The following is a 9,771-nucleotide window of genomic DNA, read 5'->3' as shown; positions in this document are numbered from 1 at the left end:
TAGGGTTTGCTGAAAAATTTTTTTGTAATGAGTAGGGGAGTAGGGGAGTAGGGAGTAGGGGAGTAATTCTTTTATATCAAATCCGCTTGCCACGGTTCCCGAAAAATCGGAGTAACAAGAAACCGGGTTTGTGGGAGGTCAATTTTAGTATTGTAGGGCATTTGATACAAACCCGGTTTCTCTGCTTTTTTACACCGATGCTACCAGATTTGATATCAATTATCCCACATAAATAATCAATTATTTCCCCTACTCCCTACTCCCTATTTATTAATATTAAAGTAGCTAGAAAATTTATTTGATGTCACTCACCAAGTTGTATTATCATCCTTCCCACACCAAACCCCAAAAAATTAGATGGGGTTTTTGGTTGCAGTGGATATTTTTCACTGTTGTTGGTTTTTTCCTCAGCTTAATATTTATTGAGGTAGGTGTGAGACCTTATATTGGGGCCTTATCAGGAGCTATAGGTGGAGGTGTTATTGGATTAACACAATGGTTGGTGCTGAGAAATCTGATTTTCCGCAGCAAATGGTGGGTGGTGGTGAGTATTGTAAGTTGGTTATTAATTGGGGCAAGTAGTTTAGGAGCATTAGGTTGGATAGCTCCACGAACAGAACAAATTTGGCTGAGGTTGTTTCACGGATTTATTAATGGTGCTATTGTGGGGGGGATTTTGGGATTAGGTCAATGGTTTGTCCTGAGGAAGCAAATCTATCAGGAGGACTTGTGGGTGATTGCGAATATTATTGCTTGGGCAATTGGTTTACCTCTGGGTTGGTTAGTCGGTGGCTTGGTTTATGGAGCGATCGGTTTATTTATTGGTGAGGTGATCGGTTTATTTGTAACGTGGTTTTTTGTGGCTGCAATTACAGGTATTGCTCTAATGCGTTTATATTCAGATCGGTAGATCAGTTATCAGTTATCAGTTATCAGTTATCATTAAGGGAGCAAGATGCTCCCACTATTTCTTTGACAAAAAAAATAATTACAATAACAGGACTTACCCATAACCACCACATCTTGTAGAGCTGATATCAAATCTGGTAGTATTGGTATAAAAAAGCAGAGAAACCGGGTTTGTCTCAAATGCCATTGTAGGGACGTTGCATGCAACGTCCCTACCATTGACCTCCCACAAACCCGGTTTCTTGTGACTCCGAGGTAAGCGGATTTGATATGATTCGCGTTTGCGAAGCATTCCGCAGGAAATCACCCCTACAGATAGCGTATAATTCAACATTTTGCGTAAGTCCTGAATAAATTACGATTACAATCCACCATCACTAAATTTTGTACTAATTTTATCAACTTTTTTTAAATTTCTAATAAAAATCCTGGCTTAACACCACCTTGAAATGTTGCAATTCCCACTAAACCATCACGGGATTCAAAAATTAATTTAGCTGAAGATTTTTCTTGGGGAGAAATAACATTAAGTACAGCACCATTGGTTAATTGATTTATCTTTTTTGCTTCTAATCCTCCCAACCAAATTTTTGCTTGATTACCTTTTACTTCTATAACTACTCCATTAGCAACAGGATAGGAATTTTCGGTCAAATATATAGCTTGACTATCTAATTTAGTACCTGTCTTAACTTCATAAAATGGATTTTGTTCTAACCTAGATGGAATTTGTTTATTTGTATAAGCGATCGCCTGTTCTGGCGTACCTGTTTCTTGCCATAAATATTGTGTAAATAAATAGCTAAAAATTCCGGCATGAAAATCAATAATTTTTACATCTTTTGCTGTTTGAAAAGGTTTAGCAGAAGCAAAAAATATTCCTTTTGCTACACCACTTTGATAACCTTTCACAAACTCATCCTTAGACATATCCAGCCGAGATAACCACTTTTCTTGATCAGCCTTTTCTTGTGGAGAAATTTCTATTTTATTTCCACCAGCACGAGAACGAACAGTAAAATCTCTAGTTGTCATCCCGGAAAAACAACTATCAAGAATTCCAGTGAAATTTTCTGTCTTTAAAGCTGATGTGAGTAGAAACAAAGTATGTCCCATAATATCATCAACTACACCACTAACATCGGGATTAGGAAAAGAACTATCGACCGGAACTAATGTACCACTTAAACCACTACCATCCATTAAAGAAGTCTGCACAACAGGATTAGGATCTCTGACACGGGAACCATGCCCAGAATAGTGAAAAACTACCACATCTCCTGGTTTAGCTTGTTTAATTAAATGTTCTTCAAATGCTTCTAAAATTCCTTGACGAGTCGCTTTTTTATCAGTCAGAATATAAATATCTTTCGGATTAAAACCAAAACGATGAATTAGGAGATGACGTTGCATTTCAGTATCATGTACACAACCTCTTAATGGGGATTTTTGATATTCATTAATTCCTACTAATAAAGCAAGTTTGCGGGTGGTACTTTGAGCTAATACTTTGCCATAATTTTCGGCTTGGGATAGAAATTTAAATTGACTTATACCAAGGGTGGCAAGCATTGAACTGGCAAATTGGAAAAAGTTACGGCGAGAGATAGGATACATTTTAAATAATTTCTTTTTTTTAGATTTTATGAGTATTATAGCAATCCTAAATTAAGTTATAACATTTTATTGTAGGGGTTTGGTCTCCAAACCCTTAAAGCTATATTTTATATTTCAGCTAAAAACGTAGGTTGGGTAGAACAAACTGTTAGTGGAGCTTCCCATGCTGCGCAATGCTAACGCAAACAACAAAACCTACAATTATTGTTAATTATTTTAATGCTTAAATCTCTACAGAATTTTCTGCTAACCACCTTCCTAGAGATTCTTGATTTTCTTCTCCACTTGCTAGTTGTTCCATCATTCTTACAACTTCTGGTTCGGGTACTTCTAGTAAATAATTATTAACCAATAAAAAAGTTGCCATAACTGCAAAAGCTGTTCTTTTATTTCCATCAATAAAAGGATGATTTTTAGCTAAACTATAGCCATAAGCTACTGCAAGTTCAAATAAATTTGGTTGACCATAAGTAAATCAATGTCGAGGTCTAGCTAAACTAGCAGAAAGTAAATTTTCATCTCTAATTCCTTGACTTCCTCCATGTTGAATAATTTGGTCTGCATGAATAGCTTGAGCAAGAGTTTCATCTATCCAAAAACGTTCTTTCATTGAGCTAACTCTCGCAAAGCATTTTTATACTTTTCACTGATTTTTTGATAAGCATTCATTGCTTTTTCAAAATTAGCTTTGTTAGTCTGATTAATTTCTATTTCTTGAGTTTCATAATCTTCTGGTATAAGAATAATAACTCGAACATTTGTAGGAGTATTTATTTCTAGAGGATGTTCTAAAATTAGATTTCCCGTATCATCAATTTTTCCGTTAATTTCTATTGCTTTCATAGTGATTATATAAATTATTTAGTGATTATTATAACTATTCTAACATCAAAGTATCTAGTAGGGTGTGTTAGCGGAGCGTAACGCACCGTTGGCTATTTTAAGCTTGACACGCCAGTAGGGTGTGTTAGCGGAGCGTAACGCACCGAAAGCACCATTTTATACAGCACATTTTAGTCCAGTAGGGTGCGTTAAACGATAAAAAAATCATAGATGTAAAAACGATGTAACAATCTGTAGTAACGCACCATTTTAGATGTGTCAGTCCACTACAAATATCTCTCTTTTAAGAAACCGGGTTTGTGGGAGTTTAGATATTAGTATGGTGGAGCATTTAAAACCAACCCGGTTTCTATGCTTTTTGACACCGATACTACCAGATTTAATATAACTTTCTTTCGGTGCGTTACGGCGCAATCTATTCTGTTATAAATAATATATTCCTAATAATAGCGCCTAACGCACCCTACTGGACTGTTTCACCTAAAATAGTGCATTAGGGAGTAGGGGAGTAGGGGAGTAGGGGAGTAGGGGAGTAGGAGAGTAGGGGAGAAAGATTGTTGTTTGGTTTCGTCCCATGCTGCGCAATGCTAACGCAAACAACCCAACCTACATCTATTGCATCATTTAAGATGAAACAGTCTACTACNATGCTAACGCAAACAACCCAACCTACATCTATTGCATCATTTAAGATGAAACAGTCTACTACAAATATCTACTTTGCTTATTCTTACTTTTGACTTTTGACTTTTGACTTTTAACTTTTAACTTTTAACTTTCTTTCCACTCTCCCTGCACAACAAATGGCGCCCAATAATAGGGGGAATTCCAATTCTCTGAACTTAACATTTCTAACTGAGTTTCTCTCATTGACTCCACAGGATTTTTCCCTTTTTCTAATATTTTCTGATAATAACTTTGCATTAATTCAGATGTCGAATTATCTGCCACACTCCATAAACTTACTACTACTCGTTTAGCTCCTGCATACATAAATCCTCTGGTTAAACTTACTAATCCTTCCCCTCTTATTTCTTCCCCAACTCCCGTTTCACAAGCACTTAATACTACTAATTCTGCTGGCATTTCTAAATTAAATATATCGTTTAATTGTAAAAAACCAGGTGTTTCTTTGCCAGTTTCATCATACAAAGAAAGCACTAATCCTGATAATTCTGGTTGACTTTCATTTAATAGTCCGTGGGTGGCTAAATGTACTATTTGATATTCGGATAAATCGGGATTTATTGCGGTTTCTCGATTGGCATCGAAGTCTAAGGATAGTTGTTCTAAATTGTCAGGAACTAATGCTAATATTGCTTTGGCTTCTAGACGAGTTGCTTCTAAACGATTGAATGATGAACCGATAAAATCTTCTAGAGAACGAGTTAATGCCATTGCGGTTAAATTATTAGTTTCTGTTTCTTTTTTTGGTTGAGAAGCTATTTTAAATCTGGGGTCATTATCTGCAAATACTGGGTCGGCAATAACGGCTACTTTTTTGGGGGCGGGGGTTCTGCCTTTGACTTGTTCTCTAAGAATATAAATACTTGAAGATGAAGGTAAGGTGACAATTTCATGGTTGACAATTAGGGGTTGATAATTTTGACCCTCCTCATTGCCCCCTGCAAAGGTGGAGGCAGAATTTCCCCCCTCTCCTTGCACTAGAGGGGTTGGGGGAGAGGTCAAAGGTAAGGCTGCAAAAGGAATGGTCTGTAAGATGCCATCTCCTACTATTAATAGTCGTTTATTTCCTAATTTATTGGCTACGGGCGACAATAATATTTGACTTAATTTATTTCCCGTTTCTGGCACTGGAGAAAGGGAGATTATTTCTTCTCTAAATTGTCTGGCTAATCTTTCTATTTCGGATTTTTTCGGTAGTTCATAACTGCTAATTTCTGTGGGGGTTACTAACCATAAATAACTAGCTTCTTCTCCCAAAGAATATTGTAAAAGTATGGTATCTTTGTCGATAACTTGTTGTTGAATTTCTGAGGCGGTGAGGGGTTGTGGATATTTGAGGTTGGCGTAACGAGGGCTGTTTTGTTTGATTTTGACTTCTAATTGTTGGAGTTGGTTGGTTAGGGTTTCGATTTGTTGTTTGAGTTCGTCGGGGNCTGTGGGGGTTACTAACCATAAATAACTAGCTTCTTCTCCCAAAGAATATTGTAAAAGTATGGTATCTTTGTCGATAACTTGTTGTTGAATTTCTGAGGCGGTGAGGGGTTGTGGATATTTGAGGTTGGCGTAACGAGGGCTGTTTTGTTTGATTTTGACTTCTAATTGTTGGAGTTGGTTGGTTAGGGTTTCGATTTGTTGTTTGAGTTCGTCGGGGTCGTATCCAGGGGTGTTGAGTTGTCGTGCTTGATCTAATGTGTTGAGTTTTTGCAGTAGTTGTTTTTCTTGGGCGAGAAGTAGGGGGTCTACTCCAGTCTTGATGTCAGCTCCTGATTCTGCTAGGATGTCTAATAAACTTCTCGCGCGACTGCGTTCGCTGGCGTTTAATGCTTTGCTGTCATAACCTTGGTTGGGGTTTTGTTTGTGGAGTTGCATTAGGAGGTTGATGTAGAATTGATAGTAATCTTGAACTGTGGCGAAGTAAGATGTGCGGAGGTCTTGAGCAACTATTTTGGTGCGGAGGTCTTCGATTATTTCTAGGGATTTTTCTATGAATTTTAGACTTTCGGTGAGTTTGCCTTGGTCTCGTTTGAGCCAAGCGATGTTAAAAAGAGTGGTTGCTTCTCCACCTCTATCCCCTACTTGCCGATGTATAGGTAAAGCTTGCTGTAAGTAATTGAGAGCTGTTTGTTTTTCTCCTAAGCTATCGTAGACATGGCCAATATTATTGAGAGTTGTTGCCACACCACCAAGATCCTCTACTTGTCGTCTTATAGGTAAAGCTTGCTCGTAATAATTGAGAGCTGTTTGTTTTTCTCCTAAGTCACTGTAGACATGGCCAATATTATTGAGAGTGTTTGCTTCCGTAGCACGATCGCCTACTTGCCGAAGTATAGGTAATGCTTGCTGTAAGTAATTGAGAGCTATTTGTTTTTCTCCTAAGTCACTGTAGACATGGCCAATATTATTGAGAGTTGTTGCCACACCACCAAGATCCTCTACTTGCCGAAGTATAGGTAAAGCTTTCTGGTAGTAATTGAGTGCTGTTTGTTTTTCTCCTAAGTCACTGTAGACATGGCCAATATTATTGAGAGTTGTTGCCACACCACCAAGATCCTCTACTTGCCGAAGTATAGGTAAAGCTTTCTGGTAGTAATTGAGTGCTGTTTGTTTTTCTCCTAAGTCACTGTAGACATGGCCAATATTATGGAGAGTTGTTGCTTCTCCACCCCGATCCTCTACTTGTCGTTTTATAGGTAAAACTTTCTGGTAGTAATTGAGTGCTGTTTGTTTTTCCCCTAAGTCACTGTAGACAGCACCAATATTATTGAGAGTGTTTGCTTCCGTAGCACGAGCGCCTACTTGCCGAAGTATAGGTAAAGCTTGGTCGTAGTAATTGAGTGCCTTTTGTTTTTCTCCTAAGCTATCGTAGACAGTGCCAATATTATTAAGAGTCGTTGCTTCCGTAGCACGAGCGCCTACTTGCCGAAGTATAGGTAAAGCTTTCTGGTAGTAATTGAGTGCTGTTTGTTTTTCTCCTAAGTCATTGTAGACAGAGCCAATATTATTGAGAGTTGTTGCTTCCGTAGCACGAGCGCCTACTTCCTGAAGTATAGGTAAAGCTTGCTGATAGTATGAGAGAGCTGTTTGTTTTTCTCCTAAGTTACTGTATACAAGGCCAATATTATTAAGAGTCGTTGCTTCTGTAGCACGAGCGCCTACTTGCCGAAGTATAGGTAAAGCTTGCTCGTAGTAATTGAGAGCTGTTTGTTTTTCCCCTAAGTCATCATAGACAGTGCCAATATTATTGAGAGTGTTTGCTTCCCCACGAATATCCTCTACTTGCCGATATATAGGTAAAGCTTGCTCGTAGTAATTGAGNACAGTGCCAATATTATTGAGAGTGTTTGCTTCCCCACGAATATCCTCTACTTGCCGATATATAGGTAAAGCTTGCTCGTAGTAATTGAGAGCTGTTTGTTTTTCTCCTAAGTCACTGTAGACAATGCCAAGATTATTGAGAGTTGCTGCTTCCCCACTCCGATCGCCTACTTGCCGAAGTATAGGTAAAGCTTGCTCGAAGTAATTGAGTGCCTTTTGTTTTTCTCCTAAGCTATGGTAGACAGCACCAATATTATTGAGAGTGTTTGCTTCCCCACGAATATCCTCTACTTCCCGTCTGAGAGGTAAAGCTTGCTGGTAGTAATTGAGTGCTGTTTGTTTTTCTCCTAAGCTATCGTATAGACCCCCAATATTATTGAGAGTCGTTGCTTCCCCACTCCGATCGCNGTAGTAATTGAGTGCTGTTTGTTTTTCTCCTAAGCTATCGTATAGACCCCCAATATTATTGAGAGTCGTTGCTTCCCCACTCCGATCGCCTACTTCCCGTCTGAGAGGTAAAGCTTGCTGGTAGTAATTGAGTGCTGTTTGTTTTTCTCCTAAGCTATCGTAGACACTGCCAATATTATTGAGAGTTGTTGCTTCCCCACTCCGATCGCCTACTTCCCGTCTGAGAGGTAAAGCTTGCTGGTAGTAATTGAGTGCTGTTTGTTTTTCTCCTAAGTCATTGTAGACACTGCCAATATTATTGAGAGTTCCTGCTTCCCAACTCCGATCGCCTACTTGCTGAAATACAGGTAAAGCTTGCTGGTAATAATTGAGTGCTGTTTGTTTTTCTCCTAAGTCATTGTAGACACGGCCAATAAGAACCAGTGTAACTGCTTCTCCCCTCAAGTTACCTGCTTTCCTAAACAATAGTAGCGCCTCTTCCCATTTAGCGATGGCTTGCCTCCGAGACTCTGCTGTTCCTTGCTTAAATAGTTCAGCTCCTTGCTTCAATAATCTTTCTGCCTCAGCACTCTTGTCTGTCTGAGCAACAACTTTTCCCCCATTAACAATATTGGGCAACATTAATACAGGAAAACTGACATTAAATAACATCAGACTATTAACACTGAGAATAGACAACCATCTCTTAGGAGCAACCATAAACTTAACCCTTGCCTCACAACCAAAATTTTCAATACTATTATATTTCTAGTTTCAAGGAAGATATGCAATTTCAGTTATCAGTCATCAGTTATCAGTTATCAGTGCAGTATCTTATTCATTTCCCATAAATGTTCTAAAATTATATTATTCTGAGGAATGCCTTGGTCTATTAAATCTTGAGTAATTCCCTGTTCTATACCATCATATTCAACATAGACTTTTCCCTCTCCTAAAGNATTTCTGACGTCTGACTTTTGACTTGTAACTACATTTAAGAATTCATTGCTGTAGCACGAGCAGCGGCAGCTTCATCCGGATGAATATTAAAACGAGTCCGAAAACCATAAATGTTCTAAAATTATATTATTCTGAGGAATGCCTTGGTCTATTAAATCTTGAGTAATTCCCTGTTCTATACCATCATATTCAACATAGACTTTTCCCTCTCCTAAAGTAATATAAATAATATTTCCTCTAACTCGCTTGCCTCTGTTCCATCCTACTTGCATCAGAGCATAGCGATCGCGTCAGCGGAACGGAGTTCTATCGCTTTGTTCATCAAAAACAGTATCTAATCTAATATTTCCATGAGAAGGACATAATTTAGCATATTTCCCAATTACTTGTTTGACGATTTCTCTATAGGTCTTTGGGGTATCCATTGTAAAACCTCGACTTTTTCTAAATCTACAACCAACAATTTCATGGGCAAATTATTCATTACTAAAGTATTGGTTTGTAGTAGGGCTTTAGCCCGATATAGCAAAGTGGGCTGAAGCTCTACTACTAGCCTAATTATAACAACCGGACATAATATAATGTTCTTGGATATTATCAAGCGACTTGCAATTCTAATCAGTAATAAGGTGCGTTACGCGGGAATAACATTAACTCGAACTAAGTATAATTTATCTACCCGCTAACGCACCCTACTGGACTGACACACCTAATTTTGTGCAAAATTGTAGGGTGTGTTTCCGCTAAGAGCGGACATGAAAAGACGGCTTAAATTCAGATTATGAGAGGGATTCAGCAATCCGTCGTAACGCACCATTTTAGCTGTGTCGGTCTACTACAGAAACTATCTATTAACTACCAGCTACTACTTCCACAGGTTGACTCTTTTGCGGATGTATTTTCTCTACATCACTTTGCAAAGCTGCATACAACCGATTTAAAGCGTTTACATAAGCCTCAGCAGATGCCACAATAATATCTGTATTGGCAGAATGACCAGAATAAACTCGCCCCTCATGGCGCAAGCGAATAGTCACTTCTCCAATGGCATCA

9 protein-coding genes and 5 pseudogenes are annotated in these 9,771 nt (G+C 38.4%); 1 reads left to right on the top strand and 13 read right to left on the bottom strand.

Going from position 1 to position 9,771, the window contains the following annotated elements; translation table 11 throughout:
* Positions 1-301 precede the first annotated feature (301 nt).
* The gene (locus AFK68_RS23885) at positions 302-910 is read left to right on the top strand and encodes a hypothetical protein (protein ID WP_094675653.1); all 609 of its coding nucleotides are present in this window, start codon (positions 302-304) and stop codon (positions 908-910) included.
* Between the two features lie 93 nt (positions 911-1,003).
* On the opposite strand, the gene AFK68_RS35450 is transcribed toward AFK68_RS23885, so the two are convergent.
* From AFK68_RS35450 to AFK68_RS23850, 13 genes and pseudogenes are all read right to left on the bottom strand, one after another.
* Positions 1,004-1,243, bottom strand: a complete 240-nt coding sequence (locus AFK68_RS35450; protein WP_143438186.1) for a hypothetical protein — start codon at positions 1,241-1,243, stop codon at positions 1,004-1,006.
* A gap of 74 nt (positions 1,244-1,317) precedes the next feature.
* Positions 1,318-2,526: a caspase family protein gene (locus AFK68_RS23880; RefSeq protein WP_094675651.1), complete on the bottom strand. Its 1,209-nt coding sequence runs from the start codon at positions 2,524-2,526 to the stop codon at positions 1,318-1,320.
* 223 nt (positions 2,527-2,749) lie between these two features.
* Positions 2,750-2,977, bottom strand: a pseudogene (locus AFK68_RS42485) (type II toxin-antitoxin system death-on-curing family toxin); the annotation flags it as partial.
* A gap of 24 nt (positions 2,978-3,001) precedes the next feature.
* Positions 3,002-3,136 carry a hypothetical protein gene (locus AFK68_RS43610; protein ID WP_256386641.1) on the bottom strand — a complete coding sequence of 45 codons (135 nt, stop codon included), beginning with the start codon at positions 3,134-3,136 and terminating at the stop codon, positions 3,002-3,004.
* Positions 3,133-3,369: a hypothetical protein gene (locus AFK68_RS23870; RefSeq protein WP_094675649.1), complete on the bottom strand. Its 237-nt coding sequence runs from the start codon at positions 3,367-3,369 to the stop codon at positions 3,133-3,135. Before AFK68_RS23870 ends, AFK68_RS43610 begins: the two co-directional genes overlap by 4 nt.
* Positions 3,370-4,140: 771 nt before the next feature.
* Positions 4,141-5,184, bottom strand: coding sequence for a CHAT domain-containing protein (locus AFK68_RS42475; RefSeq protein WP_246844415.1), 1,044 nt, complete (start codon positions 5,182-5,184; stop codon positions 4,141-4,143).
* Positions 5,185-5,489: 305 nt separating this feature from the next.
* Positions 5,490-7,371, bottom strand: a pseudogene (locus AFK68_RS42470) (tetratricopeptide repeat protein); the annotation flags it as partial.
* A 1-nt stretch (position 7,372) separates the two neighbouring features.
* Positions 7,373-7,778, bottom strand: a pseudogene (locus AFK68_RS42465) (tetratricopeptide repeat protein); the annotation flags it as partial.
* Position 7,779: 1 nt separating this feature from the next.
* The coding region (locus AFK68_RS42460) for a tetratricopeptide repeat protein (RefSeq protein WP_246844412.1) at positions 7,780-8,478 on the bottom strand (699 nt) is incomplete at its 3' end.
* A 101-nt stretch (positions 8,479-8,579) separates the two neighbouring features.
* Positions 8,580-8,716, bottom strand: a pseudogene (locus AFK68_RS43605) (element excision factor XisI family protein); the annotation flags it as partial.
* Positions 8,717-8,804: 88 nt separating this feature from the next.
* Positions 8,805-8,996, bottom strand: a pseudogene (locus AFK68_RS42450) (element excision factor XisI family protein); the annotation flags it as partial.
* A gap of 12 nt (positions 8,997-9,008) precedes the next feature.
* Positions 9,009-9,143 carry an element excision factor XisI family protein gene (locus tag AFK68_RS42445; RefSeq protein WP_246844073.1) on the bottom strand — a complete coding sequence of 45 codons (135 nt, stop codon included), beginning with the start codon at positions 9,141-9,143 and terminating at the stop codon, positions 9,009-9,011.
* Positions 9,144-9,569: 426 nt separating this feature from the next.
* Positions 9,570-9,771: alpha-isopropylmalate synthase regulatory domain-containing protein (locus tag AFK68_RS23850; RefSeq protein WP_305778152.1), on the bottom strand; the 202-nt coding region annotated here is incomplete at its 5' end.

Origin of the sequence: Hydrocoleum sp. CS-953, from assembly GCF_002260545.1 — a bacterium.
Lineage (GTDB): Bacteria > Cyanobacteriota > Cyanobacteriia > Cyanobacteriales > Microcoleaceae > Trichodesmium.
Note: the sequence above shows the minus strand (reverse complement) of the source record. Positions and strands in the feature narration are given on the sequence as shown.